Origin of the sequence: Burkholderia latens, from assembly GCF_001718795.1 — a bacterium.
In the GTDB taxonomy this organism is placed as follows: Bacteria; Pseudomonadota; Gammaproteobacteria; order Burkholderiales; family Burkholderiaceae; genus Burkholderia; species Burkholderia latens_A.
The window spans coordinates 2249200-2265404 of record NZ_CP013438.1 but is presented as its reverse complement, the minus strand read 5'-3'; the positions used below and the strand labels follow the sequence as shown (position 1 = coordinate 2265404).

Sequence of the window (16205 nt, the reverse complement as noted above, 5' to 3'; positions counted from 1 at the left end):
TTCATTTTCAAATGAATGCGACGACTTTTAGCATGGCCGGGGCCCGCGGGCAATCGCGGTTTCGCCGGACTCGGCGTGCGTGCGTCGCCCGCGGTGGCGCACGCGGCACGAGCACGATGGATGTTGTTCAAACGATGAGCGATGGCCGGCGCGCTTGCGCTGACGGTGCGCACATCGGCCACCGCAGCCGCCCACGGCGGAGCGCTCGGTGCAAGGCTGCGCAGCGCAACGGACCGCGGCGCTGCCGGCGACGCCCGGATGGTGTTGAAGCACGCCGCGCGAATCAATTCACGAGACGACGAGAGCCGCGCGGTGTTCCTGCCCGCAACGCGCGAATCACGCGGACCGGACGCGCATGCCCGTCGACGGCAAGCGGTCTAGGATGGTGGCAATCAAAGTCCGATATCCATACGAAAGAGCGCTCGGGCGCCAGCGAATCATCGACATCGGAAGATGTGGATATCCGGCATCGCCCACTCTCGATCAACTGTGCGATTCGCTCGGGTAAACACCGAAAAATATAGTAATTTGCCGCAATAAGCGCTCTATATTTCTCTATTGCGCGCATCTTGAGCGACTTCTCCGGGCGGCCGTTGCCGATCGTCCATGGCTGCGTTTTCATGCCTTGCGCTCACGGATTGAGCGGTCTAGACTGCATTGCAGTTTCAACGAAGTCCCGTCTTTCGCGCGCCGTATTCGGCTCCCCGGCGCACGGCTCCCAATGGACGCCCGGCGCTTGCCGCCGCGTCGAGACCACAAGGACACCCGTCATGATCCGCACTGCAAAGCTTGTCGTTTCCGTGCTGGCGCTCGCGCCGCTCGTCTCGTTCGCGCAGGATACGGCGACGATCCGGTGGGGCATCGATCCCACTTATCCGCCGTTCGAGGCGAAGCAGCCGGACGGCTCGCTCGCCGGCTTCGATATCGACCTGCGCAATGCGATCTGCGAGCAGCTGCGCGCGAAATGCGTGTGGGTCGAGCAGGGCTTCGACGGGATGATTCCGGCGCTGCGCGCGCGCAAGTTCGACGTGATCATGTCCGCGATGACGGCCACCGACGAACGGCTCAAGCAGATCGATTTCTCGAACAAGCTCTATGCGTCGCCGGGCGCGCTCGTCGCGCCGGTCGGCTCGAAACTGCTGCCCACGGCCGCGTCGCTCGCGGGCAAACGCGTCGGGATCGACCAGGGCACCACGCAGGAGGCCTACGCGAAGGCGGAATGGGCGACGAAGGGCGTGACGATCGTGTCGTACCAGAACCAGGACCAGGTGTACCAGGATCTGGTGAACGGCCGGCTCGACGCGACCTTCCAGGACAAGACGCAGGCCGGCTATGCGTTCCTGAAGACGCCGCGCGGCAAGAACTACGCGTTCGCCGGCCCCGACGTAACCGACGTGCGTATCACCGGCTACGGCGTCGCGATGGGCGTGCGCAAGGGCGACGCGGAGATGAAGAAGCGGCTGAACGATGCGATCGCCGCGATCCGCGCAAACGGCACGTACCGGAAGATTGCTGCGAAGTACTTCGACTTCGATATTTACGGTGCTAAGCAGCAGGTGACGTCGGCACCGTGAAGCCGTCCATGTCTCCCATGACCCCATGAGTCATTCAATCGACAGCCAGCCCATGACGAGTATCCAGGACCGCGTCGCGCAAGCCGTGACGCCCGAACTGATCGCCGCGTTCCGCGACGAAGGCGCGGTGTGCATCAAGGGCATCTTCTTGCCCGACGAGGTGGCCGCGCTGCGCGCCGGCATCGACGCGAATCTCGCGCAGCCGAGCGCGCGCGCGAAAGTGGCGAGCCGGCCCGACGATCCGGGCTGGTTCTTCGAGGACTTCTGCAACTGGCAGCACAACGCCGCATATCGCGACTTCATCGTGCATTCGCCGGCGCCGTCCGTCGCGGCCGCGCTGATGGGCGCGCGGACGGTGCGGCTGCATCACGACCATCTGCTCGTGAAGGAGCCCGGCACGCGACAGCGCACGCCGTGGCATCAGGATCAGCCGTACTACAACATCGAAGGCGACGACAACGTCAGCATGTGGATCCCGGTCGATCCGGTGCCGCTCGAATCGACGCTGGAATTCGTCGCCGGCTCGCACCGTGGGCCGTGGCTGATGCCGCGCACGTTCATGGACAAGGAGGCGAAGTGGTTTCCGGAAGGCAGCCTCGCCGATCTGCCCGACATCGAAGCCGACCGTTCGGCGTTTCCGATCCGCCACTGGGCGCTCGAGCCGGGCGACATGGTGTGCTTCAGGATGCTGACGTTGCATGCGTCGGGCGGCACGCAGAACCGTCGGCGCGCGTTCTCGATCCGTTTCGTCGGCGACGATATCCGCCACGCACCGCGCCGCTGGAAGACGTCGCCCGATTTCCCCGGGCTCGCCGACGAACTGCCGGCTGGTGCGCCGCTCGATCATCCGCTGTTTCCGGTCGTGTGGTCGCGCGGGGCAGGGCAGGTCGCGGCGATCTGACGCGGCTTCGCGGACACCGACCACATCGGGCGTCATGCGCGCGGCGGCGGCGTCGCGATGAGGCGGTTGCCGCGCGCGATCGTTTGCTTGCTTCGGCGAAGGTTGCTCAGGTCTGGTGGCGGCCCGCGCCGGGTTTGAACCGCGAGCCGAGCCGGTAGCGATTGCCCGGATGCAGGAAGTGCACGAACGTGACCGGCAGCCCGTTCGTCCAGGTGCGGCGCGTGAGCGTGAGGCACGGCTCGTCGGCGCGCATGTCGAGCAGCCGTGCCTGTTCGCTTGTCGGCAGCGACGCGTCGACCACGTGCTCGATCTCCAGTTCGTAGTGCGACACGTTGTTGAACAGGTATTCGGACGGCGGTTCCGCCTGAAAGTCCTGATCGATGAATGCCGGCGCGGCGGCCGGATTCACGTAGCGGTCCTCGAGCTGGATCGGGCGTCCGTTTTCCTCGTGCACGCACACGACGTGATAGACCGGCGTGTTGACCGCGAGCCCGAACGCGGTTGCGACGTCGAACGATGCGGGCTCGCGCGACCGACTCAGCACGCGACACGTGTATTCGTGCCCGCGCGCGCGGATTTCGTCGCGGATGTGCGCGATCATCAGCAGGTTCGACTGCGGTTTCGCTTCGGCGACGAACGTGCCGACGCCTGCAATGCGCTTGAGCACGCCTTCCTCGGTCAGCTCGCGCAGCGCGCGGTTGACCGTCATGCGCGCGACGCCGAATTGCGCGGCGAGATCGAGTTCGGACGGAATGCGGTCCCCGGGCCGCCAGTCGCCTGCATCGACGTTCTGGCGAACGAGCGTCTTGATCTGCTGGAACGGTGCGGTGGTCTTCGTGACCATCGGAGGATCCTTGCGCGAAGAAGTGACGAGGCTAGTCGTCGTGACTGACGATGACCAGGATTTCCGCCTGCGCGGCGCCGAGGCTGCGCGTGCGGTGCGGGATGAGTGCGTTGAAATAGACTGAATCGCCGGTCTTGAGTTGCACCGTCTCGTTCGGAAATTCGATTTCGATACGCCCTTTGTGCACGAACAGGAATTCCTCGCCTTCGTGTTCGCGGAACGTCGACGCCGCGAATTCGTGCGGCGGGTGCACGATGAACGGCAGCATTTTCTTCGGCGCGACGCCGGCCGCGATGCTTTCGAAGCGGTGCGCGTGGCTGTCGGCCGCCGCACCCATCGCCGTGCGCTCCCCCGCGCGCGTGACCGTGATCAGCTCCCGGTTCCGGCTTTCCGAGAACAGCTGCTCGACATCGACATTCAGCGCCTTCGACAGCTTCAGCGCAACCCCGATCGACGGCACGCTCAGGCCGCGCTCGACCTTCGACAGGTAGCTCTTGGTCAGGCCGGTCTCGTCGGCCAGCACGTCGAGCGTCCAGCCCTTCTGTTTTCGGAGCAGTTTCAGGCGAATCGTCATGGGGCGCCACGGGTTCTTCGAAAAATCGATTGTAGCGCATGACACAAAGTGTCATAAGGTGTATTGTGTGTCCTGAAGCTCCCGGGGAGACGGCTGCGGTTGGCGTGGCCGATCCGGTTCATTCAGGAGGCGAACATGGCGGAAACGCTGAATTTGACGAAGGAGGCGCTGGTCGAGCTTGCGGAGCGGCGCCTCGACAACGAGGTGGGCGACAGCGGCTGGTCCGTCCGGCAGAAGCTGGCACTGACGTGCCGGATCCTTTTCGACGCCGGCCATGATTCGGGGCTGGCCGGACAGATCACGTGCCGCGCGGACGAAGCCGGCACGTATTACACGCAGCGGCTCGGGCTCGGTTTCGATGAAATCTCGGCCGCGAACCTGCTGCGCGTCAACGAGGATCTCGACGTGGTCGACGGCAAAGGCATTCCGAATCCGGCCAACCGGTTCCATACGTGGATCTACCGCGAGCGGCCGGACGTGAACTGCATCATTCATACGCACCCCGCCCACGTGGCGGCGCTGTCGATGCTCGAGCAACCGCTCGTCGTGTCGCACATGGACACGTGCCCTTTGTACGACGATTGCGCGTTCCTGAAGGACTGGCCAGGCGTGCCGGTCGGTAACGAGGAGGGCGAGATCATCTCGAAGGCGCTCGGCGGCAAGCGGGCGATCCTGCTGTCGCATCATGGCCAGCTCGTGGTCGGCAAGACGATCGAGGAAGCATGCATGCTCGCGCTGCTGATCGAGCGGGCGGCGAGGCTGCAACTGCTGGCGATGTCGGCCGGCGAGATCAAGCCGGTTCCGCCGGCGCTGGCGCGCGAAGCGCACGACTGGATTTCGAAGCCGAAGCGTGACGCCGTGACCTTTGATTACTACGCGCGCCGCGCGTTGCGTACGCACCGGGACTGCATCGCATGATCGGGCATTTCGTTTCCACCGTATCCACCCATCATTAAGGAATCCGCATCGTGTCCATTCTTTTGCAAGGCGTGATCGCCTACCCTGTTACGCCGTTCTCTGCCGACGGCTGTGTCGACCTGAACTTGCTCGACGCGCTGATCGAGCGCCTGATCGCCGATGGCGTCCATGCGATTGCCCCGCTGGGCAGTACCGGCGAAAGTGCATACCTGTCCGATTCCGAATGGGAATCGGTCGCCGCCGCGTCGATTCGCGCGGTGCGCCGGCGTGTGCCGACGGTCGTCGGCATCTCGGATCTCACGACCGCGGGAGCGGTGCGCCGCGCGCGCATTGCCGAACAGGCCGGCGCCGATGCGGTGATGGTTCTGCCGGTGTCGTACTGGAAGCTCGGCAACGATGAAATCGTCGCGCACTATCGCGCGATCGGCGACGCCATCGGCATTCCGATCATGCTGTACAACAATCCCGCGACGAGCGGCGTCGACATGTCGCCGGAGCTGATCGTGACGATCTGCAAGGCTGTCGACAACGTGACGATGGTCAAGGAAAGCACCGGCGACATCGGACGGATGCACCGCCTCGCGCAGTTGAGCGACGGGACGATCCCGTTCTACAACGGCAGCAATCCGATGGCGCTGGCCGCGCTTGCGGCGGGCGCGGCCGGATGGTGCACGGCCGCGCCAAACCTGAATGCCGATTTGCCGCTTGCGCTTGTCGACGCGATGCGCACGGGCGACCTCGCGCGCGCCCGCGCGGTATTCCACGCGCAGTTGCCGCTGCTGCAGTTCATCGTCAGCGGCGGGTTGCCGGTGACCGTGAAGGCCGGATTGCGGCTGCGCGGCTTCGACGCCGGCGAGCCGAGACGGCCGCTGCTGCCGCTTGGCGACGCACGCACGCGTGAACTCGAACGCGTGCTGGCAGCCCTGGCGGACGGCGTGGCGGCATGAGCGGCGACGCACGCCCGGCGATCGCGGCGGCCATCGGCATGGTGCGCGTCGGCACCAGCGGGCCGCTGGCCGGCACGCGGCACGTCAGTGCGATCGACAAGCAACCGGTCGACGCGCGCCTGTGGCTGGGCGCGCTCGGCTTTGCCGGCGATAGTCAGGCCGATGCGCGGCATCACGGCGGGGCCGACAAGGCGGTCCATCACTACGCGCACGATCACTATGCGTGGTGGTCGGCGCAGATCGGCATGCGCGACGTGCTCGCGCGGCCGGGCGCATTCGGCGAAAACCTGTCGACGCACGGCTTGACCGAGCATGACGTGTGTCTCGGCGACGTGTTCACGCTGGGCGGCGCCGTGCTCCAGGCGTCGCAGTCGAGGCAGCCGTGCTGGAAGCTCAATGCGCGGTTCGACCATCCGCGGATGGCCGCACTCGTGCAGGAAAGCGGCCGGACCGGCTGGTACTACCGCGTGCTGCACGAAGGCTGGGTCGCGCCGGGCGATGTGCTGACATTGCATGAGCGTCCGTATCCGCAATGGCCGCTGTCGGACGTGCTCGACGTGCTGTACCGGCGCACGCTCGACATGGCGGCGCTCGACGCGCTGTGCGACGTTCCGGTGTTGACGCGAGGCTGGCGCACGATGCTCGAAAAGCGCCGGACGGAACGCCGGGTCGAGGACTGGACGAAGCGGCTCGGTGGATGAGGGCCGCTGCCCGGTTACGCCGGCGGCAGATTCCGCACGTCGGCCGTCGGCTCGGCGCCGAACGCATCGCTGAGCGCGTAGTTGATCAGCTGCCGCGCGGCGGCCTCGGGAGTCGACAGCGCGCCGCTCGCCTTCAACTGGTCGAACTTCTCGCGCATCGGGAAGTTCGCTTCGCTGGTCGAGCGGATCGTCGCCTGCATCGCCGTATCGACAACGCCCGGCGCGACGCTGCAGATTCGCAGCGCGCGATTCGCATCGAGCGCGACGGCACGCGCGTGATGGTCGAGCGCGGCCTTCGTCGCGCAGTAGACGCTCCAGCCCGCGTACGCATTGCGCGCGGCGCCGCTCGACACGTGCAGGATCCGGCATTCGGTCGGCGTTGACGCAACCTGCGCGAGCGCCGCTGACAGCATCAGCGGCGCCGCGACGTTCACGCCGACCGCGCGCGCGACGAGCGTCGGGTCTTGCGCCGCAAGCGGCCCGATCGGGTCGACGATGCCCGCGTTGTTGAAGAGCAGCACGATCGACGCGCCGTCGACGTAGCTGCGCAGCGTGTCGCCGGCGAGCCACGTCGCGATGGCCGACGCGTCCGACAGGTCGAGTTCGATTTCGGCGAGGCGGCCGCCCGCCTGCGCGGCGAGCGATGTATGGCGGCTGCGCGACACGCCGAGCACGGCGATGCCTTGTTGCAGCAGTTGTCCGGCGAGTGCTGCGCCGAGGCCGCGCGTGTGTCCAGTGACGATGGCGCGCACGTTCGGCGTGAGCGAGGATGCAGTCATGGTGATAAGCGTTTGAACGGTTGAGCCGTGTTGACCACGCGAGCGCGGCACGGATGCACGCACGCACGACATGCACGACCGCTGATGCGCTGCGACGGAGTCGGCTGCGAACGCGATCGCGCGGGGCGCCGCGTGTCCGGGCGAACGCGTATCGTAGCGCCGCCGTTCGCGCCGCGCAAACGGGAACGCGATACTGAGCAACGAGCACGAGCAACGAGCAACGAGCAACGAGCAACGAGCAACGAACAACGAACAACGAACAACGAACAACGAACAACGAGCACGCAAAAAGCATCCGCACCACCGAACGCCCGCACCGTCGCACGACGCTGCACGCAGCGAATCGTTGGACGAAAGGCCGGCCGCGGCAAGTGCGCGCGCCTTGACGGCGAGCGGCATCGTGCCGCACGTCGCGAGCTATCATATGGCTCGCCCGTTCGCGACGCCGGACGGGCCGCGACCGTTTCCCTTCACCCGCTGCACGCTGCGACGCCATCATGAACACCACGCCGGATACGCCCACGCCCCGCGCCCTGCGCGAACTCACGCCCCTCGAAGCACGGATTCTCGGCGTGCTCGTCGAAAAGCAGCACACGGTGCCGGACACCTATCCGCTGTCGCTGAACGCGCTGACGGCCGGCTGCAACCAGAAAACCGCGCGTTCGCCGGTGATGAACGTCAGCGAGGACGAAGTCACGACCGCGCTCGACGGGCTCAAGCATCTGAGCCTCGTGATGGAAGGGAGCAGCAGCCGCGTGCCGCGTTTCGAGCACAACATGAACCGCGTGCTCGGGATTCCGAGCCAGGCGATCGCGCTGCTGACGATCCTGCTGCTGCGCGGCCCGCAGACGGCCGCCGAGCTGCGCCTGAACAGCGCGCGCCTGCACGGCTTCGCCGATATTTCGTCGGTCGAGGCATTCCTCGACGAACTCGCCGCGCGGGCGCAGCCGCTCATTGTCCGGCTGCCGCGCGCGCCCGGTGCGCGGGAAAACCGCTGGATGCATCTGATGTGCGGCGAAGTCAACATTGCCGATTACGCCGGTGCGGATACGGGCGGCGGCGCGGATTCCGTTCCGCCGTCCGAGTTCGAGGCGCTGAAGGCGGAGCAGAAGCGGCTGTCGGACGAAGTGGCGCGACTGAACGCGCTGGTCCAGCGGATGGCGACCGAACTCGGCATCGACGTCGACGCACCGGGCGCCGCGAGCTGACGGGTTGCCCGCGCCCTCCGCACGTGCGGCGCGTGCGGCATTCGTGCAACGCGCCGAATGCCCGGCGAGCCCGTGCGGATCGCCGTTCGTTCGTCGCGCGTTCTGACGGCGGCGCGCCGCGCGTCACCGCGCGAATGCCATAATCGAGCCCGCAACACATTCAAGACGTCCCCCGGAGAACCCCCATGCAGAACCTCGACAATCCCGCCCACGATCGCGAGGTAGGCAGCGCCGACGCGACGCAGGACACCACGCGCATCGACGACGTCCGCATCGGCGCGGTGCGTCCGCTGATCTCGCCCGCGCTGCTGCAGGACGAACTGCCGGTGCCCGCCGCGACGCAGACGCTTGTCGAGGACACGCGCCGCGCGATCGGCGACATCCTGCACGGCCGCGACGACCGGCTGCTGCTCGTCGTCGGCCCCTGTTCGATCCACGACCACGATCAGGCGCTCGAATACGCGCGCCGCCTGAAGGCCGCCGCCGATGCGCTGAAGGACGATCTGCTGATCACGATGCGCGTGTACTTCGAAAAGCCGCGCACCACGGTCGGCTGGAAGGGCTACATCAACGACCCGCGGCTGGACGGCAGTTTCCGCATCAACGAGGGGCTGCGCGCCGCGCGCCAGCTGCTGCTCGACATCAACGCGCTCGGCCTGCCGGCGTCGACCGAATTCCTCGACCTGCTGAGTCCGCAGTACATCGCGGACCTGATCGCGTGGGGCGCGATCGGCGCACGCACGACCGAGAGCCAGAGCCACCGCCAGCTCGCGTCGGGACTGAGTTGCCCCATCGGTTTCAAGAACGGCACCGACGGCGGCGTGCAGGTCGCGTCGGACGCGATCGTCGCCGCGCGCGCGAGCCATGCGTTCATGGGGATGACGAAGATGGGCATGGCCGCGATCTTCGAGACGCGCGGCAACGACGACGCGCACGTGATTCTGCGCGGCGGCAAGAACGGGCCGAACTACGACGCCGAGCACGTCGAGGCGAGTTGTGCCGTGCTGCGCAAGAGCGGGTTGCGCGAACAGGTGATGGTCGATTGCTCGCATGCGAACTCGAACAAGTCGCATGAGCGGCAGATCGAGGTTGCGCAGGATCTCGCACGTCAGCTGTCGCAGGGCGAGCACCGGATCGTCGGCGTGATGGTCGAGAGCCATCTCGAAGCCGGCCGGCAGGACCTGAAGCCGGGCGTGCCGTTGCAGTATGGCGTGTCGATTACCGATGCGTGCCTGAGCTGGGCGCAAACGCTGCCGGTGCTCGACGTACTGGCCGAGGCGGTGCGGCATCGCCGGGTGTATTCGCGCAATGCGTGACGCGGTTTCGCTGCATGGCGGGGTGGCATCCGCCGCGCAGTTCGATGCGCAGTTCGATGCGCAGATGAACGACGGCCCGCTCGCGCAGATGTTCTGCTGATCGATATCCCGCAGCGCCTGTCGTCGCGCCTCGCACGCGCCTTTATCCGCACGATCGTTGATCTTTCCCCGTCCTGGCCCGCCTGCCACGCTGCACGCTCAACGCACGTTGCGCCGAATGTCGCTACCATGAACCGCGTGTTGCACGCTGTGGCCCGACGCTACCGGCCCGTCATGCACACGCGCAGTGGCGGCGCGGCCGGCCGCCACGCGACCGACGAAGCGCGGGGCGCTCACCGATCAGCCATTGCGCCCGCGTCGCTTCGTTCCCGGAGCCAACAACAACCGAACCGGAGTGCAACGCACATGAAGTTCTACAAGACCCTTATCGCAGCAACCGTCCTCGCATCGAGCGTCAGCGCGCACGCGCAGATCGCCGGCGCGCAGCCGCTCAGCGTGACCGTCGAGCAATCGCAGGCGCTGCTCGAAGGCTGGAGCGTGAAGAAGAGCGTGCTCGGCAAGGCCGTCTACAACGACGCGAACCAGAAAGTCGGCACCGTGCGCGATCTGATCGTCGCGCCGGACGGCTCCGTGTCGGCGGCGATCGTGTCGGCCGGCGGGTTCCTCGGCGTGGCCGCGCACGACGTCGCGGTGCCGATCGCATCGCTTGACGTGCGCAACGGCAACATCTATCTGCCGGGCGCGACGAAGGACGCGCTGAAGGCGACGCCGGCGTTCCAGTATGCGAAGGTGCCCGCGGCGCCGAAGCCGAAGAAGGTCGACGACAAGCATTGACGCAAGCAGCCCGGCGCGGAATGTGCCGGGCCTGAACGCGCACGTGCCGTAAGTGGCCCTTGCGCCGGCGATGTCGGCGTACACGGCACACACGGCGCGCAGCGTCCGCGCGGCGACCGGATCGCGTCGGCGAGCGACGATGGATGAACGACGTTTGCCGCGCTGCCACGGCACGTCGCGCAGGCCGCTGCGGCAGCGAACCTGCCGCGGCCGCGTCGGCAATGCCGCCAATACCGCTCATGCCTTCAATGCCGGCGACTGCATCGCCGGCTTTCTTCCGTCTGCCGATCCTCCAGTAAAGCGAACGCGACGGGCCACTGCCCGCTGCTGCTGCCCCCCACACGTGTATCAGGCACCGAGCCCTCGGCCATGACGAGCCCGACGGCGCGCCGGGCTGTCCCGCCACTGTTCCGTCCGGCGAACTGCCGGCTGCTCGGGACTCACCCGGATTCGAATGAAATCGTAAGGCGTGTAATATAAATGAAAGTTATATTCGGATTTGTCCGACGTCGCGGCTTTCGCGTGTCGCCGTGACGAGTCCGGCTTTCGCTACACGTCCACCCGCTTTCAACCGAAACGCCTCATGGAAAAACTCGTCGACTCGATCAACGGTGTTATCTGGAGCCCCGCGCTCATCTTTTTGTGTCTCGCGGCTGGCCTGTATTTCTCGCTGCGCACGCGCTTCGCGCAGGTGCGCCACTTCATCGAGATGCTGCGCCTGATGCGCGGCAGCAAGGCGTCGGCCGAAGGCGTGTCGTCATTCCAGGCCCTGGCGATGTCGCTGTCCGGGCGGGTCGGCACCGGCAACATCGCCGGCGTCGCGACCGCGATCACGTTCGGTGGTCCCGGCGCGATGTTCTGGATGTGGCTCGTGGCGTTCCTGGGCGCGAGCACCGCGTTCGTCGAATCGACGCTGTCGCAAATCTACAAGGTGCGGCGCGAAGGGCAGTACCGTGGCGGCCCCGCGTATTACATCGAGAAGGGGCTCGGGATCCGCTGGTACGCCGTGGCGTTCGCGGTTGCCACCGTGCTCGCGTGCGGGCTGCTGCTGCCGGGCGTGCAGGCGAACGGAATTTCGTCGGCGATCGAGAATTCGTTCGGCGTGGCGAAGCCGGTCACCGGCGCGGTGCTTGTGCTGCTGCTCGGCCTCATCATCTTCGGCGGCGTAAAGCGGATCGCGCGCGTCGCGGAAATCGTCGTGCCGTTCATGGCGCTCGGCTACATCCTGATCGCATGCGTCGTGATCGCGCTCGACATCGAGCGGCTGCCGGGCGTCGTCGCGCTCGTGTTCGAGAGCGCGTTCGGCTTCGAGGCCGGCTTCGGCGCGGTGCTCGGCATGGCGATCCAGTGGGGCGTGAAGCGCGGCGTCTATTCGAACGAGGCGGGCCAAGGCACCGGCCCGCACGCGTCGGCGGCCGCGGAAGTGACGCACCCGGCGCAGCAAGGGCTCGTGCAGGCGTTCTCCGTCTATGTCGATACGCTGTTCGTCTGCTCGGCAACGGGCTTCATGATCCTGATCACCGGCGCGTACAACGTGATCGCGCCGAACGGCCGCGCACTGTTCTCGGGCGCGGCGGGCGTCGAGGCGGGCCCCGGCTATACGCAGATGGCGGTCGAATCGGTGCTGCCCGGCTTCGGCGCGGCCTTCGTCGCGATGGCGCTGTTCTTCTTCGCGTTCACGACCATCCTCGCGTACTACTACATTGCGGAAACCAACGTCGTCTACCTGAGCCGCACACGCAGCAGCGCCGCCGGCACGTTCGTGCTGCGCGCGGTGATCCTGCTGGCGACGCTGTACGGTGCGGTGAAGAGCGCGAGCGTCGCATGGGCGCTCGGCGATATCGGCGTCGGTTTGATGGCCTGGCTCAACATCGTCGCGATCCTGCTGCTGCAGAAGCCCGCGCTCAACGCGCTGCGCGATTACGAGGCGCAGAAGCGGGCGGGGCGCGAGCCGACGTTCGACCCGGCCGCGCTCGGCATCGCGAACGCGACGTTCTGGGAGCAGCCGGCTTCGGCCAACGCCGATACGGACCGCCGGCCGACGCCCGTGGTCCAATCCGAGCGGCTCTCGTAGCGCGCGGTATCGCCGTGCGCATGGCGCTGGCTGCCGCATCGACGCGGTCGCACGGCGGTGCGTGTTGCGAAAATCACTCGCGAAGGGCCGGCACATCCGTTGCCGGCCGTTTCGAGGCTGACTGCGCGAGCGCACTGCCGTTGGGTTCGCCCGGACGATGCGCACACATCTACGTAATTCTACGTAGCCCCGCATACGTAGTTATGCGCTTGTAAGTCTCCCCCGTCGCGCGGAATACTACGCCCCACCGCCGTGGCTTTCCCGAGCCGCGGCACGACGCATCGACGTCACGCGGGTGCGGCGGCCTCACCGCATCCAGTCAAAAACACATTGGAGACCAGGAGACGCCATGAATCGGGCTTCCAGTACCCTGCTCTGGATCGCGGTCGCGCTGCTCGGCGCGTTCGCGTTCGGGACGATCGCGCTCGCACACGGCGAACGCGTCAGCGCGCTATGGATCGTGATCGCCGCGGTCTGCGTATATCTGATCGCATATCGCTTCTACAGCCGTTTCATCGCCATCAAGGTCATGCAGCTCGACGGGCTGCGGATGACGCCGGCGGTCAAGTACAACGACGGCCTCGACTACGTGCCGACCAACAAGTACGTGCTGTTCGGCCATCACTTCGCCGCGATCGCCGGCGCCGGCCCGCTCGTCGGGCCCGTGCTCGCCGCGCAGATGGGCTATACGCCCGGCATGCTGTGGATTCTCGCCGGTGTCGTGTTCGCCGGCGCCGTGCAGGACTTCATCGTGCTGTTCATTTCGACGCGCCGCGACGGACGTTCGCTCGGCGACCTCGTCAAGATGGAGCTCGGCACGGTGCCCGGCGTGATTGCGTTGTTCGGCGCGTTCCTGATCATGGTGATCATCCTCGCGGTGCTCGCGCTGATCGTCGTGAAGGCGCTGACGAATTCGCCGTGGGGCACGTTCACCGTCGCCGCGACGATTCCGATCGCGCTGTTCATGGGCGTCTACACGCGCTACATTCGTCCGGGCCGCATCGGCGAAGTGTCGATCATCGGCTTCGTGCTGCTGATGGCGTCGATCGCATTCGGCCAGACCGTGCACGATTCGCCCGCACTCGCCGCGTGGTTCACGTTCAGCGGCACGCAGCTCACGTGGATCCTGATCGGCTACGGCTTCGTCGCTTCGGTGCTGCCGGTGTGGCTGCTGCTCGCGCCGCGCGACTACCTGTCGACGTTCCTGAAGATCGGCACGATCCTGGGCCTCGCGATCGGCATCCTTGTCGTCGCACCCGAACTGAAGATGCCGGCGCTGACGAAGTTCGTCGACGGCACGGGCCCGGTGTGGTCGGGCAACCTGTTCCCGTTCCTGTTCATCACGATCGCATGCGGCGCGGTATCGGGCTTCCACGCGCTGATCTCGTCGGGCACGACGCCGAAGCTGCTCGACAACGAAACCAACGCGCGCTTCATCGGTTATGGCGCGATGCTGATGGAATCGTTCGTCGCGATCATGGCGCTGGTCGCCGCGTGCGTGATCGAGCCGGGCATCTACTTCGCGATGAACGCGCCGGCCGCCGTGCTCGGCTCGACGCCGGAAGCAGTCGCAAACACGGTCACGCAATGGGGCTTCGTGCTGACGCCGGACATGCTCACGCAGACGGCCAAGGCCGTCGGCGAAACGACGATCATCGCGCGTGCGGGCGGCGCGCCGACGCTGGCGGTCGGCATGGCGCACATCCTGCACCAGGTGATCGGCGGCGAAGCGATGATGGCGTTCTGGTATCACTTCGCGATCCTGTTCGAGGCGCTGTTCATCCTGACGGCCGTCGACGCCGGCACGCGCGCGGGCCGCTTCATGCTGCAGGATCTGCTCGGTACCTTCCATCCGGCGCTCAAGCGCACCGAGTCGCTGCCTGCGAACCTCGTTGCCACCGCGCTGTGCGTGGCCGCGTGGGGCTACTTCTTGTATCAGGGCGTGGTCGACCCGCTCGGCGGCATCAACACGCTGTGGCCGCTGTTCGGCATCTCGAACCAGATGCTTGCCGCGATCGCGCTGGTGCTCGGCACCGTCGTGCTGTTCAAGATGAAGCGCGAGCGCTACGCGTGGGTGACGATCGTGCCGACCGCGTGGCTGCTGATCTGCACGCTGACGGCCGGCTGGCAGAAGATTTTCGATGCGAACCCGAAGGTCAGCTTCCTCGCGCACGCCGCGAAGCTGCAGGCCGCGGTCGACGAAGGCAAGGTGCTCGCGCCGGCGAAGTCGATCGCGCAGATGAAGCGGATCATCTTCAACGACTACATCGATGCGGCGCTCGCCGGCCTGTTCATCTTCGTCGTCGTGTCGATTGCCGTGTACGGGCTGCTCGCCGTGCTGCGCGCGCGCCGCGAGTCGAAGCCGACCGTGCGCGAGACGCCGTACGAGGCAATGCCGGCCGCGCAAGCGCTCGGCAGCGGACGATAACGGGAGGCCGCGATGTTCAGCGATCTCGGCAGCGATCTGCGCAGCGCAGGGCGTTACCTCGGGCAGGCGTTGCGGCTGATGGTAGGCGTGCCCGACTACGACACCTACGTCGCGCACATGCGCGAAACCCATCCAGACCGCGAGCCGATGACGTATGAGGAATTCTTCCGCGAACGTCAGAACGCCCGGTACGGATCGGGGGCAGGGAAGTGTTGCTGAACCGGGCTGACGCAGCTGGACGATAGGCCCGTCCGGCACCCGGCCACGAAGCGCCGTGAAGGAATTCGCGGCGCTTTTTCTTTTGGCGGGCGCGCGGCGTGCTCGACGCTTACCATCGTCGCAGCGCTTGATTGCGTTCAGCGCGGCGCGATTCGCTCGCCGGTATCATATGGCTTGCTTTTTTCCGATGAATCCGCGCAGGAGAACCCGTCGTGCATGCCGGTGAGCGTTTCAACAGCATTTCCCATCTCGTCGGTGCCGTGTTGTCGGTGGCGGGGCTGGTCGCGCTGGTGACGATGGGCGCGCTCGACCGCGACCCTTACAAGATCGTGAGCTTCAGCGTGTACGGCGCGATGCTGATCCTGCTTTACGGGATCTCGACGGCCTATCACAGCGTGCGCAATCCGCGGCTGAAGGCGATCTTGCAGAAGTGCGACCATTCGGCGATCTATCTGCTGATCGCCGGCAGCTACACGCCGTTTACGCTCGTCACGTTGCGTGGCCCGTGGGGCTGGTCGCTGTTCGGCGTGAGCTGGGGGCTCGCCGCATTCGGGATCGCGCAGGAGCTCACGCTGGGCCGGCGCACGCGCATCGTGTCGATGGTGCTGTATGTGCTGATGGGCTGGCTCGCGCTCGTCGCGATCCGCCCGTTGATCCATGCGTTGCCGCCGGTCGGTGCCGTGTGGCTCGTGGCCGGCGGCGTCATCTACAGCGCGGGAATCTACTTCTTCATCAACGACGAGCGGATTCGCCACGGACACGGTATCTGGCACCTGTTCGTGCTGGGCGGCAGCCTGTGCCAGTTCGTCAGTGTCGCGATGTATGTCGCGTGAACGGCGCGGGGGCGGCGGCAAATGCATAGCCGCGTCCTGCGGCCGTGCAAGCGTT

At 66.4% G+C, this 16205-nt stretch carries 16 protein-coding genes; 13 read left to right on the top strand and 3 right to left on the bottom strand.

The annotated features are described in order from the left end of the window. Positions 1–141: 141 nt before the first annotated feature. From WK25_RS29325 to WK25_RS29315, 3 genes are all read left to right on the top strand, one after another. Positions 142–381 (top strand): hypothetical protein, encoded by a 240-nt coding sequence (locus WK25_RS29325; RefSeq protein WP_069243438.1) that lies wholly within the window; start codon positions 142–144, stop codon positions 379–381. Positions 382–770: 389 nt separating this feature from the next. Next, complete coding sequence (locus WK25_RS29320) at positions 771–1574, top strand: ABC transporter substrate-binding protein (RefSeq protein WP_040138895.1); 804 nt, start codon at positions 771–773, stop codon at positions 1572–1574. A 52-nt stretch (positions 1575–1626) separates the two neighbouring features. Further along, positions 1627–2475, top strand: a complete 849-nt coding sequence (locus WK25_RS29315; RefSeq protein ID WP_040138894.1) for a phytanoyl-CoA dioxygenase family protein — start codon at positions 1627–1629, stop codon at positions 2473–2475. A 106-nt stretch (positions 2476–2581) separates the two neighbouring features. Here the strand turns inward: WK25_RS29315 and hutC are convergent, their stop codons facing one another. Both hutC and WK25_RS29305 read right to left on the bottom strand, forming a co-directional pair. Then, positions 2582–3319 carry a histidine utilization repressor gene (hutC, locus tag WK25_RS29310; RefSeq protein ID WP_069243437.1) on the bottom strand — a complete coding sequence of 246 codons (738 nt, stop codon included), beginning with the start codon at positions 3317–3319 and terminating at the stop codon, positions 2582–2584. Between the two features lie 31 nt (positions 3320–3350). Next, positions 3351–3893 carry a helix-turn-helix domain-containing protein gene (locus WK25_RS29305; RefSeq protein ID WP_040138892.1) on the bottom strand — a complete coding sequence of 181 codons (543 nt, stop codon included), beginning with the start codon at positions 3891–3893 and terminating at the stop codon, positions 3351–3353. A gap of 135 nt (positions 3894–4028) precedes the next feature. On the opposite strand from WK25_RS29305, the gene WK25_RS29300 reads away from it, so the two are divergent. Genes WK25_RS29300 through WK25_RS29290 form a run of 3 tightly spaced genes read left to right on the top strand, consistent with a single transcriptional unit; the run spans position 4029 to position 6459 of the window. After that, positions 4029–4811, top strand: a complete 783-nt coding sequence (locus WK25_RS29300; protein ID WP_040140874.1) for an aldolase — start codon at positions 4029–4031, stop codon at positions 4809–4811. Positions 4812–4861: 50 nt separating this feature from the next. Continuing rightward, entirely contained in the window at positions 4862–5758 is an 897-nt protein-coding gene (locus WK25_RS29295) for a dihydrodipicolinate synthase family protein (protein ID WP_069243436.1), read from the top strand. Next, on the top strand, positions 5755–6459 hold the full coding sequence (locus tag WK25_RS29290; protein WP_069243435.1) for an MOSC domain-containing protein: 705 nt from the start codon (positions 5755–5757) through the stop codon (positions 6457–6459). The genes WK25_RS29295 and WK25_RS29290 overlap by 4 nt, the downstream gene beginning before the upstream one ends. 14 nt (positions 6460–6473) lie before the next feature. On the opposite strand, the gene WK25_RS29285 is transcribed toward WK25_RS29290, so the two are convergent. Further along, positions 6474–7238 carry an SDR family oxidoreductase gene (locus tag WK25_RS29285; RefSeq protein WP_069243588.1) on the bottom strand — a complete coding sequence of 255 codons (765 nt, stop codon included), beginning with the start codon at positions 7236–7238 and terminating at the stop codon, positions 6474–6476. A gap of 497 nt (positions 7239–7735) precedes the next feature. Here WK25_RS29285 and WK25_RS29280 point away from each other — a divergent pair, with 497 nt between their 5' ends. From WK25_RS29280 to trhA, 7 genes are all read left to right on the top strand, one after another. Next, the gene (locus WK25_RS29280) at positions 7736–8446 is read left to right on the top strand and encodes a YceH family protein (RefSeq protein ID WP_069243434.1); all 711 of its coding nucleotides are present in this window, start codon (positions 7736–7738) and stop codon (positions 8444–8446) included. Between the two features lie 185 nt (positions 8447–8631). Next, entirely contained in the window at positions 8632–9762 is a 1131-nt protein-coding gene (locus tag WK25_RS29275) for a 3-deoxy-7-phosphoheptulonate synthase (RefSeq protein ID WP_069243433.1), read from the top strand. Positions 9763–10167: 405 nt separating this feature from the next. Next, positions 10168–10596, top strand: a complete 429-nt coding sequence (locus WK25_RS29270) for a PRC-barrel domain-containing protein (RefSeq protein WP_040138887.1) — start codon at positions 10168–10170, stop codon at positions 10594–10596. A gap of 583 nt (positions 10597–11179) precedes the next feature. Then, on the top strand, positions 11180–12670 hold the full coding sequence (locus WK25_RS29265) for an alanine/glycine:cation symporter family protein (RefSeq protein WP_069243432.1): 1491 nt from the start codon (positions 11180–11182) through the stop codon (positions 12668–12670). A gap of 349 nt (positions 12671–13019) precedes the next feature. Further along, positions 13020–15098 carry a carbon starvation CstA family protein gene (locus WK25_RS29260; RefSeq protein ID WP_069243431.1) on the top strand — a complete coding sequence of 693 codons (2079 nt, stop codon included), beginning with the start codon at positions 13020–13022 and terminating at the stop codon, positions 15096–15098. 12 nt (positions 15099–15110) lie between these two features. Beyond that, a complete protein-coding gene (locus WK25_RS29255; protein WP_040138884.1) occupies positions 15111–15317 on the top strand; it encodes a YbdD/YjiX family protein in 207 nt (68 codons plus the stop codon). A gap of 212 nt (positions 15318–15529) precedes the next feature. Continuing rightward, positions 15530–16150, top strand: coding sequence for a PAQR family membrane homeostasis protein TrhA (gene trhA, locus WK25_RS29250; protein WP_040138883.1), 621 nt, complete (start codon positions 15530–15532; stop codon positions 16148–16150). Positions 16151–16205 lie beyond the last annotated feature (55 nt).

Bases quoted from the DNA above. Each gene is read 5' to 3' on its own strand.
- WK25_RS29265 (WP_069243432.1), top strand. From the start codon at position 11,180: ATGGAAAAACTCGTCGACTCGATCAACGGTGTTATCTGGAGCCCCGCG.
- WK25_RS29325 (WP_069243438.1), top strand. From the start codon at position 142: ATGGCCGGCGCGCTTGCGCTGACGGTGCGCACATCGGCCACCGCAGCC.
- WK25_RS29300 (WP_040140874.1), top strand. From the start codon at position 4,029: ATGGCGGAAACGCTGAATTTGACGAAGGAGGCGCTGGTCGAGCTTGCG.
- WK25_RS29280 (WP_069243434.1), top strand. From the start codon at position 7,736: ATGAACACCACGCCGGATACGCCCACGCCCCGCGCCCTGCGCGAACTC.
- WK25_RS29315 (WP_040138894.1), top strand. From the start codon at position 1,627: ATGACGAGTATCCAGGACCGCGTCGCGCAAGCCGTGACGCCCGAACTG.
- WK25_RS29285 (WP_069243588.1), bottom strand. From the start codon at position 7,238: ATGACTGCATCCTCGCTCACGCCGAACGTGCGCGCCATCGTCACTGGA.
- hutC (WP_069243437.1), bottom strand. From the start codon at position 3,319: ATGGTCACGAAGACCACCGCACCGTTCCAGCAGATCAAGACGCTCGTT.
- WK25_RS29260 (WP_069243431.1), top strand. From the start codon at position 13,020: ATGAATCGGGCTTCCAGTACCCTGCTCTGGATCGCGGTCGCGCTGCTC.
- WK25_RS29305 (WP_040138892.1), bottom strand. From the start codon at position 3,893: ATGACGATTCGCCTGAAACTGCTCCGAAAACAGAAGGGCTGGACGCTC.
- WK25_RS29270 (WP_040138887.1), top strand. From the start codon at position 10,168: ATGAAGTTCTACAAGACCCTTATCGCAGCAACCGTCCTCGCATCGAGC.
- WK25_RS29320 (WP_040138895.1), top strand. From the start codon at position 771: ATGATCCGCACTGCAAAGCTTGTCGTTTCCGTGCTGGCGCTCGCGCCG.
- WK25_RS29275 (WP_069243433.1), top strand. From the start codon at position 8,632: ATGCAGAACCTCGACAATCCCGCCCACGATCGCGAGGTAGGCAGCGCC.
- WK25_RS29255 (WP_040138884.1), top strand. From the start codon at position 15,111: ATGTTCAGCGATCTCGGCAGCGATCTGCGCAGCGCAGGGCGTTACCTC.
- WK25_RS29290 (WP_069243435.1), top strand. From the start codon at position 5,755: ATGAGCGGCGACGCACGCCCGGCGATCGCGGCGGCCATCGGCATGGTG.